Source organism: Pseudomonas sp. MSSRFD41, from assembly GCF_014230245.1.
GTDB lineage: Bacteria > Pseudomonadota > Gammaproteobacteria > Pseudomonadales > Pseudomonadaceae > Aquipseudomonas > Aquipseudomonas piscis.
This window is the reverse complement of record NZ_JACKZK010000026.1, coordinates 16,621-36,829: the sequence shown is the minus strand read 5'-3', so window position 1 is coordinate 36,829 and position 20,209 is coordinate 16,621. Positions and strand designations below refer to the sequence as shown.

Sequence of the window (20,209 nt, the reverse complement as noted above, 5' to 3'; positions counted from 1 at the left end):
CATGACCACGCCCCTCGAACGCCTGACCGCCGGTGGTTTCAGCATCGGCCTGGAAGCACCGCTGGACCATGACTGGACCCCATCCGGCGACCAGGCCCGGCGCCAAGCTGGCCGCCTGCCCGGCGAGCCCGACCTCAAGCAGCATGCCTACCTGGCGCAACTGGCCGACCGCCTGGGTTTTCGCGCCCTGTGGATCCGCGATGTGCCGCTGTATGACCCGGCGTTCGGCGATGCCGCCCAAGTGTTCGAGGTGTTCTCCTACCTCGGCTACCTGGCCGGGGTCACCCGCGACATCCTGCTGGGTACCGCTGCCGTGGTCTTGCCGATTCGCGAGCCGTTGCTGACCCTGAAGTCGGCCAACAGCCTGCAACGCCTGAGCGGCAATCGCCTGCTGCTGGGCGTGGCCAGCGGTGACCGGCCGGTGGAGTACCCACTGTTCGGGCGGGATTTCGAGGGGCGCGGCCATACCTTCCGCGAGCAGGTCGCCCTGCTCAAGGACGGCGCCAACGGCCACCTGCCCGAGGGCATGGCCGTGCTGCCAGCCAGTACCTCGCCCCTGCCCTTGCTGGTGGCGGGCCTGGCCCAGCAAAGCCCGGCCTGGATCGGCAGCCACATGGATGGCTGCCTGGCCTACCCCGGCCCCCCCGAGGACCACCAGCGACGCGTTGCCGCCTGGCGCTCGGTGGCGGGCAACAAGCCCTACAGCAGTTTCATCCACCTGGACCTGGCCGAACGTGCCGACGAACCCCTGCGCCGCTGGCGCTTCGGTTTCCATGGTGGCCGCAACGCGCTGATCGCCGAACTCAATGCCCTGCGCGCAGCCGGCGTCGACCATGTCGGCCTGCACCTGCGACGCAACGTACGACCACTGGATGAAACCCTGCGGGAGATCGCCGAGTACGTACTGCCACCATTCCATGCCACTGCTGCGACTGCATCCCACCCACAACCGGAGGCCATTTCATGAGCAGTTCCACCCTGGTGCCGGCCTTCGCCGGTCGTAGCTACCAGGTCGCCTACGACGGCCTGGTAGCCCATAACATCTATGCAAGCGATGGCCTGAGCATTCGCTACGCCATCGTCTCCGGCCCCTACGCCGGAGCCAGCGGCGAAGCCGCCTGCCAATGGCGACAAATCGCCGACGGCGTCTACGTGATCTCCTGGCAAGAAGCCGACGGCGCCACCGTGGTACATGTCGACGACTTCGCCCGTGGCCATTCCCAGGCCTTCTTCACCGCCAGCGACCTGAGTTTCTATCGCATGCAGGGCTCCTTGACCGCCCTCGCCAGCCAGGAGTGCGCACAATGAAACCCGGACGCGTTCTCTTCGCCCTGGCCATCGGCGCCTTCGGTATCGGCACCACCGAATTCACCCCCATGGGCCTGTTGCCAGTGATCGCCGAAGGCGTCGGCGCGAGCATTCCCAGCGCCGGCATGCTGGTCACCGCCTATGCCATCGGCGTGATGGTCGGCGCGCCGATCATGACCCTGTTGTTCAGCCGCTTCGGCAAGCGCGCGGCACTGATGATGCTGATGGGCATCTTCACCCTCGGCAACCTGCTCTCGGCCCTGGCGCCGGACTACTACACCCTGCTCGCCTCGCGCCTGGTCACCAGCCTCAACCATGGCGCCTTCTTCGGCCTCGGTGCGGTGGTGGCGGCCAGCGTGGTGCCCAAGGACAAGCAAGCCAGCGCCGTGGCCACCATGTTCATGGGCCTGACCATCGCCAACATCGGCGGTGTGCCGGCGGCCACCTGGCTCGGCCAGCAGGTCGGCTGGCGCATGGCTTTCGCCGGTACCGCGGTGCTGGGCCTGCTGGCCATCGCCGCACTATGGTACGCCCTGCCCAAGGGCGAGCGTGGCAGCGTGCCTCATGTCCGCCGTGAACTGGCGGTGATTGCCCGGCCCAACGTGCTGTTGGCCATGGCCACCACGGTGCTGGGCGCTGGCGCCATGTTCACTCTCTACACCTATGTCGCCCCGGTCCTGGCACAGTTGACCGGTGCCTCGGACAGCTTCGTCACTCTGGGCCTGGTGCTGATCGGGGTCGGCTTCACCCTGGGCAACAGCCTCGGCGGGCGCCTGGCCGATTGGTCGCTGGATGGCTCGGCACGGCTCTTCCTCGGCGTGCTGGCGGTGATCATGGTGTCGATGCCGCTGGTACTGGGCAATCATGTCACCGCCGCCCTGGCGCTGCTGGTCTGGGGCATGTTCACCTTCGCCGTGGTGCCGCCGCTGCAGATGCGGGTGATGATCGCCGCGGCCGAAGCGCCCGGCCTGGCCTCGTCGATCAACGTCGGCGCCTTCAACCTGGGCAATGCGGTGGGTGCCGCGCTCGGCGGTGCCGTCATCAGCCAGGGCCTGGGCTACGCCGCGGTCCCGGTGGCCGGCGGCCTGCTGGCGGCGGCGGGGCTGTTGCTGGTGTGGCTGGGCGGACGGCGCCAGGCCAGCGATGCCGCCGCCGACCTGGCCTGACGCCTGAGCCAGGAATCCCCGTTGAGCGCCGGGGATGCGATCCGGCTTGAGGCAAGAGTTCCCCCTTTCCTTGAGCCGGCCCAGGGACGGATTGCGCCAATTCTCCGAGAATTGTGCCTTATCCTGCAAACGAGCACAGGAATGGATCTCGCTACGGATAAGATTCGCAGATCACCTCTACCGATCAGTGATCAGCCATGAATACCAGCGCGCTCAAGGAAATCACCCAGCTCGTCGCTCGCCATGCCGTCGGCGAAGGAGTCCACTGCACGGCCAACCACAGCCTGGAAGTGGCCCGCCATAGCACGTGCCAGACGGCGCTGCGCTGCCCGCAGTCGCCGTCCTTTGGCATGGTGGTACAAGGCCGCATGAGCATCCAGTTGGGAGAAACGATCCGCCACTTCGCCCAAGGCGACTACCTGTTCGTGTCATTCGACGTTCCCGTGGCCTTCCACGTCGTCGAGGCCAGCGAAGACCAGCCCTGCCTCAGTCTTGGCATGGCGATCACCCCCGAGCGCCTGCACGAGGTGCTCGCCCGGATGGACATTCCGCCCCATCCTTCGACCACCCACGAGGCGTGCAGCGTGGTAGTCGATCGGCTGAACCCCGGACTGCTCGACGCGACACTGCGCCTGCTGCGTCTGCTGGATGCTCCTGGCGATATCCAGTCGCTGGCGCCCCTGATCGAGCAAGAAATCATCTATCGACTGTTATCCAGCCCCTATGGCCGCCGCCTGCTGCAACTGGCGGTGGTGGACAGTTCGACCAATGGCATCACCCGGGCGATCGACTGGCTGCGCAAACACTACATGCAACCCTTGCGCATACCGGAACTGGCCGGCCAAGTGGGGATGAGCGAGTCCTCGCTGCATCATCACTTCAAGGCCATCACCGGTCTCACCCCCATGCCGTATCAAAAGCAGTTCCGCCTGCACGAGGCACGTCGGCTGATCCAGATCGAACGCCATAACATCGGTAATGCGGGGTTCGCGGTCGGCTACCAGAGCCGCTCGCAGTTCACCCGCGAATACAGCCGGTTCTACGGCGTATCGCCATTGCAGCACCTGAGGGACAGCGAGGCTTGACCGGCACTTGCCTGCGATACGGCCCTAGCTCCGACGTGACGGCCAGGGCATTGCAAACCTCCAGGGCCGGTTGCGCGTACGCCGCGGCAACCGGCCTTGACAAGCTACAGGCCGTGGTCGGCTTGCCCCATGCTGCTCTGGCCATGCTGGACCAGTTTGCGCCCGGACAGCTTGCGCAGGCCGACATAGAACACCGGCGTCAGGAACAGGCCGAACAGCGTCACGCCGATCATCCCGGCAAGCACCGTCACCCCCGTGATGGAACGCACCTCCGCACCGGCACCCTGGGAGAACACCAAAGGAATGGTCCCGGCGATGAAGGCGATCGAGGTCATCACGATCGGGCGCAGGCGCAAGCGGCACGCCTCCAGGGCGGCCTCGACTATCCCCTGCCCCTGGAACTCCAGTTCCCGGGCGAACTCGACGATCAGGATCGCGTTCTTGCAGGCCAGCCCCATCAGCACCACCAGCCCCACCTGCACGAAGGTATTGTTGTCGCCGCCGAACAACTTCACTCCGAACAATGCCGAGAGCACGCACATCGGCACGATCAGTATGACCGCAAGCGGCAGCGTCCAGGATTCATACAGCGCAGCGAGTACCAGGAAAGCCAGGAGGATCGCCACCGGGAAGACCACTAGCGCAGCCTTGCCCTGGGTGGACTCCTGGAAGCTCATATCGCTCCATTCGAACTCGAAGCCGTTGGGCAATACCTGTTTGGCGACTTCGGCGATCTTGTCCATCGCCTGTGCCGAAGACAGTAGCGCCGGATCGGCTTCACCCGAGAAGTCCGCGGCCGGATAGCCGTTGTAGCGCAATACCGGATCAGGACCGTAGGTCTGGCTGAGCTTGATCATCGAGGCGATCGGTACCATCTCGCCCCGTTCGTTGCGTGCCTGCAGGTTGCCGATATCCTCGACACGCTTGCGGAAGTCGCCTTCGGCCTGGGCATATACCCGCCAGGTACGGCCAAACAGGTTGAAATCGTTGACATAGGCGGAGCCCAGATACACCTGCAGCGTCTGGAACAGGTCCGCCAGAGCCACGCCCTGGGCCTTGGCCTTGATGCGATCGACCTCGACATCCAGTTGCGGCACGTTGGACTGGTAGCCCGAGAACGGAAACCCCATGCCCGCCTCCTTCATCAACGCCCCCTGCAACGCGCCGGTGGCTTGCTGCAAGGCACCATAGCCGGCTCCGGCGCGGTCCTGGACGAACAAGGAATAACCGGCCCCGGAACCCAGGCCGAGGATCGGCGGAGGGTTTATCACGAAAGCCATGCCCTCCTGCATGCCATTCATCCTGGCCTGGATATCACCCATGATTTGCTTGGCGCTGCGCTGGCGCTCGTTGAAGGGCTTGAGAATCACGTAGGCCACCGCATAGTTCGGGGTGTTGGTCTGCTGGATCGGATTGAAACCAGCGAACGTCAGCACATGGGCAACGCCTTCGGTGGCCAGGGCACTCTTGCCCAGTTCGTTGACGACCGCATCCGCGCGACTGATGGAGCTGCCCTCGGGGAGCTTCACCACGCCCATCAGGAACAGCTTGTCCTGGGTCGGGATGAAACCCCGGGGCACCTTATCGAACAACAGGCCCGTAGCCGCCAGCAGTACGCCATAGACCACGAACGCAGCGCCGCGCCGCTTGAGGATGCGCGACACCGCTCCTTGGTAGTTGTGCGAGCTGGCCTCGAAAAACCGGTTGAATGGCGCGAACAACCAGCCGAAGGTACGGTCGATCCCCCTGGAGAGCGCATCCTTGGGTGCATCGTGGCCACGCAGGAGCATGGCCGCGAGTGCAGGCGACAGCGTCAGCGAATTGATCGCCGAGATCACCGTGGAAATGGCGATGGTCACGGCGAATTGCTTGTAGAAGGTACCGGTGACGCCGCTGAGAAAGGCCATGGGCACGAATACCGCGCACAGCACCAGGGCGATCGCGACTATCGGCCTGGACACCTCCTTCATCGCCTGATGCGCGGCGGCCAAGGGCGTGAGGCCCCCACCGATATTGCGCTCGACGTTCTCGACCACCACGATGGCATCGTCCACCACGATGCCGATCGCCAGCACCAGGCCGAACAAGGTCAAGGTGTTGATCGAAAAGCCCAGCACATGCAACACCGCGAACGTGCCGATCACCGACACCGGCACCGCTATCAGCGGAATGATCGAGGCGCGCCAGGTCTGCAGGAACAGGATCACCACCAACACCACCAGTACGATCGCCTCGGCCAGTGTCTTGACCACCGCGTCGATGGCTTCGCGCACGAAAATGGTCGCATCGTAGTCCGACCGGTAGTCCATGCCGGGAGGAAAGCTTTTCTTCAGCTCGTTCATCTTGGCGATCACGTCGCTGCGCACCTCCAGCAAGTTGGCGCCTGGAGCCTGGAATACACCGATGATCGGAGCTTCCTGGCCTTCGAGCCGGGTACGCAACGTGTAGTCGCTGGCCCCCAATTCGATACGCGCGACATCGGACAGGCGCACCACTTCACCGTTCGGACCAGTCTTGAGCACAATGGCACCGAACTCGGCGGACGTGCGCAGGCGGCCCTGGGCATTGATCGCGATCAGAAAATCGCTGCCGCCCCGGACGGGCTCGGCACCGAGCTGGCCAGCCGAAACCTGCAGGTTCTGATCCTGTATCGCACGTACCACATCGCCCGCGGTCAGGCCACGCGAGGCGACCTTGCCCGGATCGAGCCAGACACGCATCGCATAATCGCCGCTACCGAAGAAACGCACCTGGCCGACGCCCGGGATACGGGAAAGCTGGTCCTTGATCTTGATGTTGGCGTAGTTGCGCAAGTACAGACCGTCGTAGCGTCCGTCCGGGGAGACCGGGGTGATCATCAAGGCGAAGCTCGGTGACTGCTTCTGCGTCGTCACGCCCAGCGCGACCACCGCCGCAGGCAAGCGCGACTGAGCCTGGGCCACGCGGTTCTGTACATCCACCTGGGCCTTGTTGGGATCGGTGCCGGGTTCGAAGGTGATCGTCATCATCATGACGCCATCGGAGCCGGCCACCGACTTCATGTACATCATGCCCTCGACGCCATTGATCTGCTCTTCCAACGGTGCCGCGACGGTCTCGGCGATCACCTTGGGGTTGGCGCCGGGATAGGTAGCGGTGACGACGACTGTCGGCGGTACTACCTCGGGGTATTCACTGACCGGCAACAGGGGTATGGCGATCAGGCCCACCAGGGAAATGACCACCGATAGCACCGCAGCGAAGATCGGGCGCTCGATGAAGAATCTGGAGAAATTCATTGGCAGCCTTCTCACTTCGTCGTGATCGAACTGGCTGCGCCCATGGTCACCGTGCTGGCGTCCACCGGCGCACCGGGGAACAGGATCTTCTGCAAGCCGGCGACGATGACCTTGTCCTCTGGCGCGAGCCCGTCCTGCACGATGCGCAGGTCGTCTGCGAAACCGCCAAGCGTGACGTCTTTGCGCAATGCCTCGTTCTTCGCCCCCACCACATAGACGTACTTGCGATCCTGATCGGTGAGGATGGCCTTGTCATCGATCAGCATGGCGTTGAATTCGCCGCTTCCCTGGAGCCGTACCCGGGCATACAAGCCTGGAAACAACAAGCGCTGCTGATTGGCGAGCACCGCGCGCAACGTGATGGTGCCAGTGGCGGAATCCACCTGGTTGTTGACGAAATCAACCACCCCGGCATGGGGAAAACTGCTGTCGCTGGCCAGGCCAATGCGCACCGGATTGGCCGAGGCGCTTCGCTGGCCACTGCGGGCCAGCGCCATGTAGCGCAGGTAGCTCTGTTCGTCCGGCTGGAAGTAGACATAGAGCGGGTCCTGGGAGATCACGCTGGTCAATACGCTCTGGTCGGCCTGGACCAGGTTGCCGACGGTCAGCATGGCCCGGCCGACTCGCCCGGCGATAGGTGAACGGACCTCGGTGAAGCCCAGGTCGAGCTGGGCGCTGGCCAGCGCCGCTTCTGCTGCACGCACATCGGCGGCGCCTTGGGCCGCGGCGGCGCGGCGGGTATCGAATACCTCGCGCGAAATCGCATTGACCGCCACCAGCACCTGCGCCCGCTGTTCTTGTACCCGCGCCAGCTCTGCGGTTGCTCGCGCTCGGGCGAGTTGCGCCAGGGCGTTGTCATAGGAGGCCTTGTACGGCCGCGGGTCGATCCCATACAGCAGGTCGCCGGGCTTGACCTCGTCACCCTCCTTGAAGGCGATGCGCTCTATGTAGCCGCTGACCCGCGCCCGTACCTCGACCGCATCGGTGGCGGCTATGCGCCCACTGAACTCGTCCCACTGGCGCACCGGCTTGACCACCACCTGGGCCGCGCTGACCTGGGCCGCCGGAGGGGCTCCCGCTTGGCCGCCGTCGTCGCTGCATGCCGTCAGCGCCACGGCGATCGAGGCGATGACGACCAGGGAAGTCCCCGGTCCCAATGAAGTCCAATATCGCTTTAGGTCAGGCACAACCATCTCCTTTGAGTGATTTCGGAGCGCGCCAGGCCCTGCGCCGGCATCAGTAGATGCAACGTTGCTGCGAGACACGGGCGGGGTCGAAATCGAAAGAGGGAATGAAATAAAAGTTGCGCAGGACGCAACTTGCACAATTGGAAAGCCTGGCTGCTGGCTTCAGCTGGCCTGCTTTGGCTTTCGGCATGTGCACGATGCCATTGGGGTCTTTGCGAGGGTTACATCGATTCCACGAAAGCCGTGCCTGATCCTGCAAGCGGATGCAGGAACGCCCCTACTGCCTGGCTTGACCGCAGGCGTATAGACGCCCTGCGAGGATGGGCCCAGGACGAGTCCGGACACGGCTGCCCGGATTCGCTTGCGGGCCGCTCAGGGCCCGGGCGTCCTGGCAGGCGCGGCTCCCAGCCCGGAGATGTAGTCGGCCAGGGCCTGACATGGCCGATCACCGACCATTGACGGCGCGAATGGGCTGCCAACATAATGCGACTATTCAGTCCGATTATTAAGCACTTTCCCATGGCCCGTACCCGCAACGAACAACTGCATGAACAGCGCCGCGAACAGATCCTGTTGGCGGCCGCTCGTGTCTTCAAGGAAAAGGGCTTCCATGGCGCTCGCACCGAGGACATCTGCCAGCGGGCGGGCATGAGTGCCGGGGCGGTGTTCCGTTATTTCCGTGACAAGCGCGAGATCATCGATGCGATCGTCGAGATCGAGACCGAGCGCTACGCCAGCCAGATCCGGCAGTTGCTCAGCAAGGAAGGCCTGCATGCGCTGGCCAGGATCAGTGCCGAGGAACTGCTGGCCGAACTGCATTCGGGAGAACTGGACCTCAGCCTGGACAGCTGGCTGGAAGTGACCCGTGGCAACCAGCACAGCCGGATGATCGATATGGATCAGCGGATGCGTAACGAACTGGGCGAACTCCTGGCCAGCGGTCAGCGTGAAGGCTGGATTCGCCCCGAGCTGTCACCCCAGGGCGCAGCGGGCCTGGTGTTTTCCCTGTTCAGCGGCCTGTGGCTGGAACTGAGCCTGGGCCTGGCCATCGATGCCAATCAGGCTGCAACAGCCATGGGCGACTTCGTCCGGACCTATTTGTTGACTCCTCAATCCCAATGACACCCAGGATCGCCACACTATGTTGAACCCTCGCAAGCGCCTCTCCCCCGCCCGTGCCCGGGGAGGCCAGGACACTGTCGAAAAACGCCCCTCGCCGATGGGCTTTTTTTTGCCAAATAACGAGACGAAGTACTCCGTTTATTTATCACCAGCCCAGCTCAAGATCCACCATTGGCTGCTGATCGCACTGGCCGTCCTCCTGCTCAGCGCCTGCACGACTCCCCAAGTCACGCGCTCGGGCCAGGCCAGGAGCTACCAGGGCCTGCAGAAGATCGGTGAACACGGCATGGGTATCATTCCCCAGGCCGCTCGCGGCGGACACTATGCCCAGGTCCTGGTGGCACCGCTGCAAGTAGCATCGGCAGTCGCCCTGCAGGTCACTCCCGAGGTAGCGCTGGACGTCGAACGCACCCTGCGCCAATCCCTGGAAGCCGAGTTGAGCCGTAGCTTCATGCTCACACCGCGCAACTCCAGCGCCGACACCCTGATAGTCAAGGCCCGCATCACCCGGGTCGCTGAAGCCTCGCCGCTCATCAATGCCATGACCACCCCGCTGCTGGGCCCGGTGAAGAACGGTGGACTGTCCGTGGAGTTCGAGGCGATCGATGGCCGCAGCGGGCAACAACAGGCCTTACTGCTATTGGCCGACGATGCCGGGTTCACGGACCTCCTCGACAGCTACCAACGCGCCGCCCATGCCCAGGCCCTGGCGCGAAAGTTCGCCGCTGAAGCGGCAGGCTTTTTCTCTCCACTCGGGCGTGCTGCCCGCTAAGACGAATCGGTGCAAGGAGCGGCGCTGGTTCGCCGCGGCCTGGCAACAAGAGGTTGGACATGAAAGAAAAAACCACGGGGTTGCGCAAGAAACTTGGCTTGTCGCTGTTGGCGCTGGTGTTGCTTTACTGGATCGCACTGCCTATCTTGCCGTTCCTCGAAATACCCCATAAGGCCCTGGTCATTCCCACCCTGGCGCTGTTCGGCGAGCTGCTGACCCTGGCGGTCATGGTCATCCTCGGCAAGGAATACTGGGGACAGCTCAAGCATGGGGCCCGGCAATTGTTGCGCCGCCCCGGAAAACAACCGCCAACCACGGACGACAAGCAAACACCATGAACCAGTCCCCTGCCCTCGACGCCCGCATGGTTTGCCAACGCCTGCGCGAAGCCGCCCTGGGCACCCATCGGCTACAGGTGCTGGGCCGGCAATGCGAGACTGATCCGCTCAGGGTGGATATCGAGGGTTGGCGCCTGGTGCTGGAACTGGACGGCGGGCGCTTGCTGCACTGCCAGAGCTGCCAGGCCCCCGGAGGGCGGCAATGGCAGCTCGAGACCCGGCAACGCTTCGGTACCGACCCGGTCAGCCTGCTCAGCACCTGGGAACTGGCCCGGATCGAACACCTGCTCGAAACGGCGGGGTGAATCCGCCCCGGGCATACCGGGGCGACTCATTTCAGCCGGTTACAGGCAATCCTGGGCGGCCCGGGAAAAGTTCGAGGGCGTAAAGCTCGACGCCAGCAAATGGCGCTCGTACAGGAATACCTTGCCGCCATTGGGCGCCTTGTACGCCTCCAGCACGTTATTGGCCGCCACTTTGCTGGGCACTACGATCCGGTAGCTGCGCTGGGTCTGGGAAACCGTGGGGGCCAACGCCTGCTCACGCAACTTGGGTACTACACAATCAGCATATTGGGCAGGAGTCTTGTTCGTCTGCATGACCAGGGTCGGGTCGTTCGGGGCCGTGGCGCAGGCGCTCAGCAGCAGGGAACCTAGGGTCAAGGCGACAACGGGGGCAACACGCATCGGTGAAATCCTGGAAAAGTCTGGTTCGTTGCGCAGCGGTTCAGCGTCACGGCGCTGCCGCTGCGTTCATCAATGGACTCCAGACGCCGGGGGGTGGCGTCTGTGACGGCGGCGATTTTCCCTGATTGGCGGGCGCAGCAGAATAGGTGTTTCTTGATTGTCACTATTACTTGAACCGATAGTTACGCCACATGCAGACTGCCTGACAGCCCGAATACAACTAGAAAAGGAAATCCCCGTGCGAACTTTTGACCTGATTCGTGATGCCGTCCTGCCGGAATTCCGTGAGCGAGTGGCCGATTATCTCGTCGACTACGAAACCGCCCTGGGCGATAGCGCTACCGACCCGCAAGCGCGACGCGCCGTTGCCTACCAGTTGCGTGGCTACCTGCGCGGCTTGAACACCACCCGGGTCCTGGGCATGGCCGACTGGGAAGAACTCGACCGGCGAGTGGTGGCGTCCTGGCTGAGCCAGCCGCCAGCCTGAAGTCCCTTGCCCCGCCAGACGCGTTCGGCGGCAGCCCGTCACAGGCCGCCGCCGGGTGCGCAAACCCTAGGCTCCGGACTTGCTGGCGGCCAGGTAGGCCCCCAGGCGCCGCCCCATCTCCTCGCCCAAGGCCTGCAAACCGCTCATGGGCCGAACCATGACCTCGAACTCGACGATCTTGCCGTGCTCATCGAAGCGGATCATGTCGATCCCCTTGAGCTGCCGGTCGCCGACCCGTGCGCTGAACTCCAGCACCACGCTCAAGCCGTCGGCCGTGGCCAATTGCCGGTGGTAGGCAAAATCCTCGAAGACTTGCAGCACCGTGCGCAAGATGCTCGCCACCACGGGAGCCCCGGGATAGGCAGTGTGGGCCATGGGCGAGCGGAACAGCACATTGGCTTCGAGGATCTCGGGCAGGCCGCCGAGATCCTCGCGCTCGACCATGGCGTGCCAGCGCTTCAGGGAAGCGTCGGCCTGGGGATGCAGTTTCAATTCGAACATCGGATTCTCCTATCCAGCTTCAAGGGTACGGCTCAGGAAGCCTCGGCCCCGGTCGGTCCGGGAGCGAGGGCATTGCAGACGCCCACCGACGCGGCAACGCGTTGGCGCAGCGAGGTCGCGGGCAGCTCGGCCCAGATCCGGTAGGCCGGCGCCCCGGGATGAAAATCGTCAGCGGCCAGCAGGCTGGCATCCATACGGCCCCTGGACCAGCAGCAGCCTGGACAGGTTCTCGATCATGAATCATGCATCCGATGGCGGCCGTAGCACGCAGGCTACGGCGCGATCTTAACAGCGTCAAGATTCTTCATCATGCTAAGATTCGCCGCGCTCCAGCCCTGCGTCCGACCTTTTCGAGCCCTGTATGACCAAGAATTCCCCGCGCTCCCGCGACTCCTACCACGTGGGCAACCTGGCGCCACAGCTGCTGGACGCCGCCCGGACATTGCTCGAGGAAGTCGGCCCGACCCGGTTGTCGCTGCGGGCGGTGTCCGAGCGGGTCGGCGTCAGCTCCACCGCCGTCTATCATCACTACGCCAACCGCACGCAACTGATCGGCAGCCTGGCGGCCCAGGGGTTTCGCGAACTGGCGGCGGTGCTGGTACACAAGGACCGCGATAGCGGCGGCGGGCAACGATTGCGCAGCGCCTGCCTGAGCTATTTCAGCTTCGCCCGGGGCAATCCCGCGCTATACCAGCTGATGTTCGGCCCGGAGTTCGCCGGCGGCGACATGCCGCCGGAGCTCGGCAGCGCCCGCGAGCAGGCCTTCGGTGAACTGCGGCGGATCATCGCCGGCCTGCTGGAGCAGGACGTGCAGAGCGCCGAGGTACGCCGTGCCGCCCTTGCCGGTTGGTCCTACACCCATGGTCTGGCCTCCCTGGTGATCCATGGGGTGCTGGACTTTCCCGAGGGCACCAGCGACGAGCGCTTCGTCGACAGCACCCTGCAAGGCCTGCAACAGCTGTTTCGCGCCAGCAGCCCGGGCTGAGCCCCAGGCGATCAGGGGCAAAATCCCCCTGGAGCGATATTTTCCCGGCCGAAGCGGTCATTTCCGTTGAAGCCAACGACTATTTCTGCACAATGCGTGCAACTGAAAACTGAACTAGAGGCCCACTGATGCTCTTGACCCCTCAAGACGAACGACTCATCAAGGCGCTGGCGCAGGCCATCGTCGACCGTCCGCGGGCGACCCTCAAGGAGCTGGCGGAACTCGCCGGAGTGAGCAAGGCCACCCTGCACCGCTTCTGCGGCACGCGCGACAAGCTGCTGCAGATGATGGAAGACCATGGGCAAGGCGTGCTCAAGCGCATCATCGACGGCACCGACCTGCAACATGACGAACCCGTGGCGGCCCTGCGCGCGTTGGTCAGCGAACACCTGGCCCATCGCGAGATGCTGGTGTTCCTGCTGTTCCAGTACCGTCCCGACACCATGCTCAACGATGGCGAGGACGAACGCTGGCAGTTCTATACCGATGCCCTGGATGCGTTCTTCCTGCGAGGCCAACAGCTGGGGGTGTTTCGTATCGACATCACCGCCCAGGTGTTCACCGAGCTGTTCCTGACCCTGATCTTCGGCATCGTCGATGCCGAGCGCCGTGGCCGCGCGGCCAGCGCCAACTCGGCCAATGTGGTGGAGCAGATGTTCCTCCACGGCGCCATCGCCACCAAGCCAGCCTGAGCCCCCGCCCCTCGCTCCGCTGCCTGGTTGGAGCATAAAAAAGCCCCGCGGCCCTAGGGCCAACGGGGCAAAACTGGCTGGTTGCGGCCAACCAAAGGAGCTGGACCGGCAAATCCATCCGTACCATGGCCCCTGGCAGAGCGACGCGGCCATGGCACTTCGTGCTGTTGGAGCCCGAGGGACGGTGTCAGCGCCTTCCCTGCACACACGGATTGCCGATGAAACGCCCGGAGCGGTTCCGGACTGGAGCGAAGATACTTTCATGGCGCCAGTGAGTCAATATTGACTCACATGAATCATAAAAATACCCGCCGCGCCTGTCCCCTGAATACCACCTCGCTGCTCAGTCCAGCTCCTTGCCAGCCGTTTCAGGCGCCAGCTTCAACCCCGCCAGGCACAGCATGATCGCCGCGAACATGTACCAGGCCGGAGCATTGGGGCTGCCCGTAAGGCTCACCAGGCCAGTGGCGAACAGCTGGGTAAAGCCGCCGAATACCGCCACTCCGAGGCAATAGCAGATGGACATGCCGCTGGCCCGTATGCGCGCCGGGAACAGCTCCGGCAGCAGCGCCATGTTGGGCACTATGGTGTAGGTCAACGGGATACTGAGCAGCGTCACCAGCGCCAGCAGCACACCGATATGCGGGTGCTGGTTGATCAGCAGGAACGCCGGGTAGATCGCCAGCAGCAGGATAGGCAATGGCCAGAAGATCGACTTGCGCCGGCCAATGCGATCGCTCAGGCGACCGGCATGGGCCGACAGCAGCAAGGGCGGCAGGCAAGCGAAGATAGCGGCCCAGGTGGCGATTCCCAGGGGCATGTGCAACACACTGATGGCATGGTTAGCCAGGTAGAACTGGATGGTGTAGATCGGCACCGTGGCTCCGATCACCAGCAGTACTCCCGCCGCCAGTTGCCGGGGATGACCCAGCAGCAGCTTGAAGGAATGGGCGGCGGTCTCGCCGTGGCGCTCCCGTTGACGGTGCACCGGGGTCTCCGGCAAACGGTGGCGGATGTATTCGCTTATCGGAATGGCCAGGATGCCGATGGCGAACACCAGCCTCCAGCCCCAGCTGTCCATGGCCTCGGCGCTCAGCAGGTTGCTCAGGCTCATCACCAGTACACCGCCAAAGACGATGCCCAGGCTCTGGCTGAAGGTTTGCCAACTGCAGTAGTAGCCCCGTGAATGCTTGTCCGCATACTCCATCAGCAAGGTGGTGGAACTGCCGATCTGCCCACCCACGGCGAAGCCCTGGATCAGCCGCGCGATGATGATCAGCGCCGGCCCGAACAGGCCGGCCTGGGCATAGGTCGGTGCCACGGTGAACAACAGCGAGCCCGTGGCCATCAACCACAGCGTCAGGCGCAACGCCGCCTTGCGTCCGGCGTGGTCGGCATACAGGCCGATGACCAGGCCACCCAGCGGGCGCATGACGAAGCCGGTGCCGAACACGGCCAGCGACAGCATCAATGGGATCAGCGAATCATCGCCGAAGGGAAAGAACAGCCGCGCCATCAGGGTCGCCAGCATGCTGTAGACCAGGAAGTCGTAGAACTCCAGGGCGTTGCCCAGGCAGATGGCGGCAATCGCTCGAGGGTTCCTCACCAAGGGTGGAGCATGGCCGGTATCGGTGATGGGGTTGATGGTTGTTTTTGTTGTTGTCATCGATGGTTCCTCTCAGGGTGTTCGGTTCAGGTCAGGAAACGCTGGGCCAGGCGCACCCAGAAACTGGCCCCCAAGGGCAAGGCCTGATCGTTGAAGTCGTATCCGGGGTGGTGTACCTCGCAACTGCCGGCGCCATCGCCGTTGCCGATCAGCAGATAGCAGCCGGGCACGCGCTCCAGCCAGAAGGCGAAATCGTCGCTGGCGCAGATCGGCCGCATGTCCGGCACCAGGCCCTCCTCGCCCAGCCAGTCGCGGATCACCTGGGCGGCCAGTGCGCTGGCGCCCGGGTCGTTGACCAGCACCGGATAACCCTCGCCGAAGATCACCTCGGCCCTGGCGCCGAAACCGCTGGCATGCAGCTCGGCCAGGCTCTTGATCCGCTGCCTGAGCATCTGCCGGACCGCAGGTTGCAGGGCCCTGACGCTCAAGCGCAGTTCCGCGCGTTGCGGTATGACGTTGGCCGCGTCGCCAGCCAGGAAGGCCCCGACGGTGACGATGGCGGTCTCGCTGGGCGGCGCGTTGCGCGAGACCAGGCTCTGCAGGGCCATGACCAGCGAGGCGCCGATCACTACCGGATCCTGGGTCTTGTCCGGCATCGCACCGTGGCCGCCGGCCCCGTGGATCAGGATCACGATGTTATCGGTGCTGGCCATGCATGGCCCGGCCAGCACCCCGAACTTGCCCAGGGGCATGCCCGGCGAATTATGCAGGGCGAAGATGGCGTCGCAGGGAAATCGCTCGAAAACCTGCTCTTGCAGCATGTGCCTGGCCCCGGAACCGCCATGGCCCTCCTCGGCAGGCTGGAAGAACAGCTGCAGGGTGCCGCGCCATGAGCGGTTGCGGGCCAGCTCCCAGGCCGCGGCCAGGAGCATCGCGATGTGCCCGTCATGCCCGCAGGCGTGCATCTTGCCGGGGATGCGGCTGCGCCAGGGGCGCTCGCCCTGCTCCTGGATCGGCAGCGCATCGAGTTCGGCACGCAGCCCCAGGCGTGGGCCCTGGCCATTGCGCAGGGTGGCCACAACCGCGGTGCCGGCCATGGCCGGGTGGATCTGGTAGCCCCACTCTTGCAGGCACTGGGCCACGCGCTCGCGGGTGAGGAACTCTTCGTGGCCCAGCTCTGGCAGGGCATGGATCGCCCGGCGCAACTCGACCATGGCCGGGGCGATTTCGGCGATGCCGGGGGTTATCCAGCGTTCATGCATGAGGAATGTCCTGAGTGACAAGGAAAGCCTGCAATGGCGATTGGACCGGTCTGGGCCCAGTGGCTAACCTAGCGCCGGAAAAAGCCCGGCATAAGCCGCAAATACGTTGTCGTGACAACCTTTGGTATTCAGGGGAAAGCGCCGTGAAGCTACATCAACTGCAAGCCTTGCTGGCCGTTGCCGAAGGCGGCGGGATTCGCGCCGCCGCGCGTATCCTGGGGTTGTCCCAGGCGGCGGTGACCCGAGCCTTGCGCGAACTGGAGGAAGAACAAGGCCTGGCCTTGCTGGTGCGCCATACCGGGGGCGCCAGGCTGACGCCGGCAGGCAAGGTCCTGCTGCCCCACGCGAGCCAGATCGCCAGCCAATTGCAGCGCGCCCAGCACGAACTGGCGCAGTTGCGCGGCGCAACCCCCACGCGACTGTGCGTAGGCGTCACCCCTTGGCTGGGCCAGACCTTGCTCGCGCCGACGCTGCGGGCATTCCGCCTGGCGCTGCCATCGGTCCAACTGGAGATCTATGAAGGTCTGCAGGCCGTGAGCCTGCCTTTACTGCGCAGCGGCTTGATGCACCTGGCCCTGGGCCCGGCCAACACCCTGCCGGCCCAGGAGTTCGTCCACCAGCCCCTGGTTCGCTACCGCATGCAGGTCCTGGCTTCCCGTGAGCATCCGCGCGGCGCGGCGCGCTCCCTGGGCGAGTTGCTGGAGGACGACTGGGTGATGAACTTCGGTCCCTCCGGCCCGGCTCCGCTGGTCCAGCAGTTGTTCGAGCGCCACGGCTGGCGCATCGCCGCCGGGCGTATCGTCGGCGCCCAGTCCAGTGCCATGCTCAGCAGCCTGATCGTGGACGCCGGCATGCTTGGGTATTCGCCGGAGCCCATGCTGCTGTGCGATCCGCTGCGCGGCCGGACCCAGGCCCTGGACCTGGTCGAACCCCTGGAGGAAGCGCAAGTCAGCGTGATCCACCTGCGCGACCAGCCCCTGGACACCGCGGCGCTGTGCTTCGTCCAGTGCCTGCAGGACAACCTGAAGGCCTGCGGCCGCTCCCGCAGCCCCGAGCAGCGCCAGCTGGCGGGGATGCTCGAGCTGCTCTTCTGATTCCCTTGGCTGCGTACGCCTCGACTGGTAAATGCCGCCATTGATGGCATCATGCGAGACCCGTTTTCCCAAGGACCAGAAAAGCCCATGGCCAACCACGATATTTCCTTCCTGCCCGACCCGGACACCGACTCCATTTCTTCCGACGTTGCCGGCTTCGGCGGCCTGCTGGTCTCCACCCAGATCCCGACCCATGCCGACGGCAGCCTGGAACTGGGCGACATCACCCGGCAAAGCGAATGCACCCTGCAGGCGCTGAAGGTGGCGCTGGAGCGCGCCGGCAGCTCCATGGACCGGGTCCTGCACCTGACCATCTACCTCACCGACATGGCCGACCGCGCCGCCTTCAACGAGGTCTACCAGCGCTTCTTCACCAAGCCCTGGCCAGTACGCGCTGCCGTCGGCGTGGCTGCGCTGGCGGTTCCCGGCATGCGTGTGGAAGTCACCGCGATGGCCGCCAAGGCCTGACGCCCCAGCGGCTGCGCCCGGTGCGCAGCCGCCACCGGGCAGTACACGGGTGCCGGGCAAGCGTTTCGCCGCTACAATGCGCGCCTTGCCCCTGATAAGCCTGATTAGAAAAACATGTCCTTGCCCAAACACCACCTCGAACTGCTCAGCCCTGCCCGCGATGTCGGCATCGCTCGCGAAGCCATCCTGCATGGCGCCGACGCGGTGTACATCGGTGGCCCGAGTTTCGGCGCCCGCCACAACGCCAGCAACGAGGTGAGCGATATCGCCCAGCTGGTGGAGTTCGCCCACCGTTATCATGCACGGGTGTTCACCACCCTCAACACCATCCTCCATGACAACGAGCTGGAACCGGCGCGCAAGCTGATCCACCAGTTATACGATGCGGGTGTCGACGCGCTGATCGTCCAGGACCTGGGGGTGATGGAACTGGACATCCCGCCCATCGAGCTGCACGCCAGCACCCAGACCGATATCCGCACCCTGGCCCGGGCCAAGTTCCTCGACCAGGCAGGCTTCTCCCAGCTGGTACTGGCCCGCGAACTGAACCTCAAGGAAATCAGCGCCATCGCCGCCGAGACCGACGCGGCCATCGAATTCTTCATCCACGGTGCCCTGTGCGTGGCCTTTTCCGGCCAGTGCAACATCTCCCACGCCCAGACCGGGCGCAGCGCCAACCGTGGCGATTGCTCCCAGGCCTGCCGCCTGCCCTACACGCTGAAGGACGAGCACGGCGGGGTGATCGCCTACGAGAAACATTTGCTGTCGATGAAAGACAACAACCAGAGCGCCAATATCCGCGCCCTGGTCGAGGCCGGGGTGCGCTCGTTCAAGATCGAGGGACGCTACAAGGATGTAGGTTATGTGAAGAACATCACCGCCTACTACCGCCAGCGCCTGGATGACGTGCTGGAGGACCGCCCGGACCTGGCCCGCGCTTCCAGCGGCCGCACCGCGCACTTCTTCGTTCCCGATCCGGACAAGACGTTCCACCGTGGCAGCACCGACTACTTCGTCAGCGAGCGCAAGATCGACATCGGCGCCTTCGATTCACCGACCTTCACCGGCCTTCCGGTGGGCGTGGTGGAAAAGGTCGGCAAGCGCGATCTGCAAGTGGTGACCTTCGAGCCGCTGTCCAACGGCGACGGCCTCAACCTGCTGGTCAAGCGCGAGGTGGTGGGTTTCCGCGCCAACATCGCCGAAGCCCGCGGCGAATTCGAGGAAGATGGGGAAAAACGCTATCGCTATCGCGTCGAGCCCAACGAGATGCCCGAGGGCCTGCACCGCCTGCGCCCCAACCATCCGCTGAGCCGCAACCTGGACCACAACTGGCAGCAGGCCCTGACCCGCACCTCCGCCGAACGCCGCATCGGCCTGGCCTGGCAGGCCCACCTGCGCGAAGAGCGCCTGGAGCTGAACGCCACCAGCGAAGAAGGCATCGGCATCAGCGTCGCCCTGGACGGCCCCTTCGGCGTAGCCAACAAGCCGGAGCAGGCCCTGGAGCAATTGCGTGACCTGCTGGGCCAACTGGGCACCACCTGCTACCACGCCACCGACGTCAAGCTGGACGCGCCCCAGGCCTACTTCATTCCCAACTCCCAGCTCAAGGCCCTGCGCCGGGAAGCCATCGAAGCCCTGGACGCCGCACGGATCGCCGCCCATCCACGGGGCTCGCGCAAAGCCGAAAGCAACCCGCCGCCGGTCTACCCCGAGTCGCACCTGTCGTTCCTGGCCAACGTCTACAACCAGAAGGCCCGGGACTTCTACCATCGCCATGGCGTGCAGTTGATCGACGCTGCCTTCGAGGCCCACGAAGAACACGGCGAAGTGCCGGTGATGATCACCAAGCATTGCCTGCGCTTCTCCTTCAACCTGTGCCCCAAGCAGGCCAAGGGCGTGACAGGAGTGCGCACCAAGGTGGCGCCGATGCAACTGGTGCACGGTGACGAGGTGCTGACCCTGAAGTTCGACTGCAAGCCTTGCGAAATGCACGTGGTGGGCAAGATCAAGGGCCATATCCTCGACCTGCCGCTGCCAGGCAGCACCGCAGACTCGGTGGTCGGCCATATCAGCCCTGAGGACCTGCTCAAGACCATCCCCCGCGCGCCCCACTGACAGCTGGGCGAGCGCGGCGCAATGCCGTCGCGCTCGCGGCTGCGGTCAGGGGCCGCA

General features: G+C 64.6%; 21 protein-coding genes. 14 read left to right on the top strand and 7 right to left on the bottom strand.

The features are described 5' to 3' along the window. Position 1: 1 nt before the first annotated feature. From H7A76_RS27150 to H7A76_RS27135, 4 genes are all read left to right on the top strand, one after another. Positions 2-967, top strand: coding sequence for a TIGR03571 family LLM class oxidoreductase (locus H7A76_RS27150; RefSeq protein ID WP_185701369.1), 966 nt, complete (start codon positions 2-4; stop codon positions 965-967). Continuing rightward, a complete protein-coding gene (locus tag H7A76_RS27145; protein ID WP_185701368.1) occupies positions 964-1,308 on the top strand; it encodes a MoaF-related domain-containing protein in 345 nt (114 codons plus the stop codon). The genes H7A76_RS27150 and H7A76_RS27145 overlap by 4 nt, the downstream gene beginning before the upstream one ends. Then, positions 1,305-2,474, top strand: a complete 1,170-nt coding sequence (locus tag H7A76_RS27140; protein WP_185701367.1) for an MFS transporter — start codon at positions 1,305-1,307, stop codon at positions 2,472-2,474. Before H7A76_RS27145 ends, H7A76_RS27140 begins: the two co-directional genes overlap by 4 nt. A gap of 197 nt (positions 2,475-2,671) precedes the next feature. Then, positions 2,672-3,559 (top strand): AraC family transcriptional regulator, encoded by an 888-nt coding sequence (locus H7A76_RS27135; protein WP_185701366.1) that lies wholly within the window; start codon positions 2,672-2,674, stop codon positions 3,557-3,559. Between the two features lie 104 nt (positions 3,560-3,663). On the opposite strand, the gene H7A76_RS27130 is transcribed toward H7A76_RS27135, so the two are convergent. Both H7A76_RS27130 and H7A76_RS27125 read right to left on the bottom strand, forming a co-directional pair. Then, the gene (locus tag H7A76_RS27130; RefSeq protein ID WP_185701365.1) at positions 3,664-6,837 is read right to left on the bottom strand and encodes an efflux RND transporter permease subunit; all 3,174 of its coding nucleotides are present in this window, start codon (positions 6,835-6,837) and stop codon (positions 3,664-3,666) included. Between the two features lie 11 nt (positions 6,838-6,848). Continuing rightward, complete coding sequence (locus tag H7A76_RS27125) at positions 6,849-7,994, bottom strand: efflux RND transporter periplasmic adaptor subunit (protein ID WP_260498096.1); 1,146 nt, start codon at positions 7,992-7,994, stop codon at positions 6,849-6,851. A 549-nt stretch (positions 7,995-8,543) separates the two neighbouring features. Here H7A76_RS27125 and H7A76_RS27120 point away from each other — a divergent pair. The 4 genes from H7A76_RS27120 to H7A76_RS27105 all read left to right on the top strand — a co-directional run bounded on the left by H7A76_RS27120 (position 8,544) and on the right by H7A76_RS27105 (position 10,561). Next, complete coding sequence (locus tag H7A76_RS27120) at positions 8,544-9,146, top strand: TetR/AcrR family transcriptional regulator (protein WP_185701363.1); 603 nt, start codon at positions 8,544-8,546, stop codon at positions 9,144-9,146. Positions 9,147-9,255: 109 nt separating this feature from the next. Beyond that, complete coding sequence (locus H7A76_RS27115) at positions 9,256-9,918, top strand: DUF3313 family protein (protein ID WP_185701362.1); 663 nt, start codon at positions 9,256-9,258, stop codon at positions 9,916-9,918. A gap of 59 nt (positions 9,919-9,977) precedes the next feature. After that, positions 9,978-10,256, top strand: coding sequence for a transporter suffix domain-containing protein (locus tag H7A76_RS27110; protein ID WP_185701361.1), 279 nt, complete (start codon positions 9,978-9,980; stop codon positions 10,254-10,256). Then, positions 10,253-10,561: a hypothetical protein gene (locus tag H7A76_RS27105; RefSeq protein ID WP_185701360.1), complete on the top strand. Its 309-nt coding sequence runs from the start codon at positions 10,253-10,255 to the stop codon at positions 10,559-10,561. Before H7A76_RS27110 ends, H7A76_RS27105 begins: the two co-directional genes overlap by 4 nt. A 39-nt stretch (positions 10,562-10,600) precedes the next feature. Here the strand turns inward: H7A76_RS27105 and H7A76_RS27100 are convergent, their stop codons facing one another. Further along, entirely contained in the window at positions 10,601-10,942 is a 342-nt protein-coding gene (locus tag H7A76_RS27100; protein ID WP_185701359.1) for a hypothetical protein, read from the bottom strand. A 238-nt stretch (positions 10,943-11,180) separates the two neighbouring features. Between H7A76_RS27100 and H7A76_RS27095 the strand changes: the two genes are divergently transcribed. Beyond that, positions 11,181-11,429 carry a hypothetical protein gene (locus H7A76_RS27095; RefSeq protein WP_185701358.1) on the top strand — a complete coding sequence of 83 codons (249 nt, stop codon included), beginning with the start codon at positions 11,181-11,183 and terminating at the stop codon, positions 11,427-11,429. A gap of 66 nt (positions 11,430-11,495) precedes the next feature. Here H7A76_RS27095 and H7A76_RS27090 read toward each other — a convergent pair whose 3' ends face one another. Both H7A76_RS27090 and H7A76_RS27085 read right to left on the bottom strand, forming a co-directional pair. After that, positions 11,496-11,930: a nuclear transport factor 2 family protein gene (locus tag H7A76_RS27090; RefSeq protein WP_185701357.1), complete on the bottom strand. Its 435-nt coding sequence runs from the start codon at positions 11,928-11,930 to the stop codon at positions 11,496-11,498. A 32-nt stretch (positions 11,931-11,962) separates the two neighbouring features. Next, complete coding sequence (locus tag H7A76_RS27085; protein WP_185701356.1) at positions 11,963-12,124, bottom strand: hypothetical protein; 162 nt, start codon at positions 12,122-12,124, stop codon at positions 11,963-11,965. Between the two features lie 167 nt (positions 12,125-12,291). Between H7A76_RS27085 and H7A76_RS27080 the strand changes: the two genes are divergently transcribed. Both H7A76_RS27080 and H7A76_RS27075 read left to right on the top strand, forming a co-directional pair. Beyond that, positions 12,292-12,915 carry a TetR/AcrR family transcriptional regulator gene (locus H7A76_RS27080; RefSeq protein ID WP_185701355.1) on the top strand — a complete coding sequence of 208 codons (624 nt, stop codon included), beginning with the start codon at positions 12,292-12,294 and terminating at the stop codon, positions 12,913-12,915. Between the two features lie 128 nt (positions 12,916-13,043). Beyond that, positions 13,044-13,607 (top strand): TetR/AcrR family transcriptional regulator, encoded by a 564-nt coding sequence (locus H7A76_RS27075; RefSeq protein WP_185701354.1) that lies wholly within the window; start codon positions 13,044-13,046, stop codon positions 13,605-13,607. Between the two features lie 343 nt (positions 13,608-13,950). Here H7A76_RS27075 and H7A76_RS27070 read toward each other — a convergent pair whose 3' ends face one another. Beyond that, complete coding sequence (locus tag H7A76_RS27070) at positions 13,951-15,273, bottom strand: MFS transporter (RefSeq protein WP_185701353.1); 1,323 nt, start codon at positions 15,271-15,273, stop codon at positions 13,951-13,953. A gap of 26 nt (positions 15,274-15,299) precedes the next feature. After that, on the bottom strand, positions 15,300-16,475 hold the full coding sequence (locus tag H7A76_RS27065; RefSeq protein ID WP_185701352.1) for a M20 aminoacylase family protein: 1,176 nt from the start codon (positions 16,473-16,475) through the stop codon (positions 15,300-15,302). A gap of 143 nt (positions 16,476-16,618) precedes the next feature. Here H7A76_RS27065 and H7A76_RS27060 point away from each other — a divergent pair, with 143 nt between their 5' ends. The 3 genes from H7A76_RS27060 to H7A76_RS27050 all read left to right on the top strand — a co-directional run bounded on the left by H7A76_RS27060 (position 16,619) and on the right by H7A76_RS27050 (position 20,152). Then, positions 16,619-17,569 carry a LysR family transcriptional regulator gene (locus H7A76_RS27060; RefSeq protein WP_185701351.1) on the top strand — a complete coding sequence of 317 codons (951 nt, stop codon included), beginning with the start codon at positions 16,619-16,621 and terminating at the stop codon, positions 17,567-17,569. Positions 17,570-17,656: 87 nt separating this feature from the next. Continuing rightward, a complete protein-coding gene (locus H7A76_RS27055) occupies positions 17,657-18,037 on the top strand; it encodes a RidA family protein (protein ID WP_185701350.1) in 381 nt (126 codons plus the stop codon). Positions 18,038-18,151: 114 nt separating this feature from the next. Further along, positions 18,152-20,152 (top strand): peptidase U32 family protein, encoded by a 2,001-nt coding sequence (locus tag H7A76_RS27050; protein WP_185701349.1) that lies wholly within the window; start codon positions 18,152-18,154, stop codon positions 20,150-20,152. The last annotated feature ends 57 nt before the right edge of the window (positions 20,153-20,209 follow it).

What these genes read in the sequence shown, in the direction of transcription:
- H7A76_RS27150 (WP_185701369.1), top strand. Translation starts at nt 2, where the DNA reads ATGACCACGCCCCTCGAACGCCTGACCGCCGGTGGTTTCAGCATCGGC.
- H7A76_RS27145 (WP_185701368.1), top strand. Translation starts at nt 964, where the DNA reads ATGAGCAGTTCCACCCTGGTGCCGGCCTTCGCCGGTCGTAGCTACCAG.
- H7A76_RS27140 (WP_185701367.1), top strand. Translation starts at nt 1,305, where the DNA reads ATGAAACCCGGACGCGTTCTCTTCGCCCTGGCCATCGGCGCCTTCGGT.
- H7A76_RS27135 (WP_185701366.1), top strand. Translation starts at nt 2,672, where the DNA reads ATGAATACCAGCGCGCTCAAGGAAATCACCCAGCTCGTCGCTCGCCAT.
- H7A76_RS27130 (WP_185701365.1), bottom strand. Translation starts at nt 6,837, where the DNA reads ATGAATTTCTCCAGATTCTTCATCGAGCGCCCGATCTTCGCTGCGGTG.
- H7A76_RS27120 (WP_185701363.1), top strand. Translation starts at nt 8,544, where the DNA reads ATGGCCCGTACCCGCAACGAACAACTGCATGAACAGCGCCGCGAACAG.
- H7A76_RS27110 (WP_185701361.1), top strand. Translation starts at nt 9,978, where the DNA reads ATGAAAGAAAAAACCACGGGGTTGCGCAAGAAACTTGGCTTGTCGCTG.
- H7A76_RS27105 (WP_185701360.1), top strand. Translation starts at nt 10,253, where the DNA reads ATGAACCAGTCCCCTGCCCTCGACGCCCGCATGGTTTGCCAACGCCTG.
- H7A76_RS27100 (WP_185701359.1), bottom strand. Translation starts at nt 10,942, where the DNA reads ATGCGTGTTGCCCCCGTTGTCGCCTTGACCCTAGGTTCCCTGCTGCTG.
- H7A76_RS27090 (WP_185701357.1), bottom strand. Translation starts at nt 11,930, where the DNA reads ATGTTCGAATTGAAACTGCATCCCCAGGCCGACGCTTCCCTGAAGCGC.
- H7A76_RS27085 (WP_185701356.1), bottom strand. Translation starts at nt 12,124, where the DNA reads ATGGATGCCAGCCTGCTGGCCGCTGACGATTTTCATCCCGGGGCGCCG.
- H7A76_RS27080 (WP_185701355.1), top strand. Translation starts at nt 12,292, where the DNA reads ATGACCAAGAATTCCCCGCGCTCCCGCGACTCCTACCACGTGGGCAAC.
- H7A76_RS27075 (WP_185701354.1), top strand. Translation starts at nt 13,044, where the DNA reads ATGCTCTTGACCCCTCAAGACGAACGACTCATCAAGGCGCTGGCGCAG.
- H7A76_RS27070 (WP_185701353.1), bottom strand. Translation starts at nt 15,273, where the DNA reads ATGACAACAACAAAAACAACCATCAACCCCATCACCGATACCGGCCAT.
- H7A76_RS27065 (WP_185701352.1), bottom strand. Translation starts at nt 16,475, where the DNA reads ATGCATGAACGCTGGATAACCCCCGGCATCGCCGAAATCGCCCCGGCC.
- H7A76_RS27055 (WP_185701350.1), top strand. Translation starts at nt 17,657, where the DNA reads ATGGCCAACCACGATATTTCCTTCCTGCCCGACCCGGACACCGACTCC.
- H7A76_RS27050 (WP_185701349.1), top strand. Translation starts at nt 18,152, where the DNA reads ATGTCCTTGCCCAAACACCACCTCGAACTGCTCAGCCCTGCCCGCGAT.